This window comes from Psychrobacter sp. TB20-MNA-CIBAN-0197 (assembly GCF_040309765.1).
Classification (GTDB): Bacteria; Pseudomonadota; Gammaproteobacteria; order Pseudomonadales; family Moraxellaceae; genus Psychrobacter; species Psychrobacter submarinus.
In genome coordinates, this window is sequence record NZ_JBEOPC010000172.1 from 1 (window position 1) to 376 (window position 376).

General features: G+C 41.8%; 1 protein-coding gene. It reads right to left on the bottom strand.

Annotated features, from left to right (window positions below; all coding sequences use genetic code 11):
- The coding region (locus tag AAEY83_RS13175) for a hypothetical protein (protein WP_351059425.1) at positions 1 to 376 on the bottom strand (376 nt) is incomplete at both ends.

The following is a 376-nucleotide window of genomic DNA, read 5'->3' on the forward strand; positions in this document are numbered from 1 at the left end:
TCATCCTGCTTGGCAAGTAACACAGCCCCATAAATGCCTGTTGGTCTTTCGGTCCAATCACCAATCAACTTAAAGTTTTCAATCAAACCATCCATGACTGACATGTATTCTTCCTTCGGAGTTGTGGTAATCGCAGTAGAGTTAACGCCACTGACCCTTACCTTTTGCTTCATTAATTCTTCTACGAGTTTTTGAGCGGCTCCAGACATTACCGAATTAACAGCCCCCATTGGAATGCTTTCTCTGCTCAGATATGCCGCTGGTGTCAAATCCATTTCAGTGAACATGGGAGGTAATTTCGACCATTTATCAATAAAAGCTAGGTCGAGTTTCCACTCTTCAGGTAAATTAATTTCGTCAAATTCGACTTCTGAAT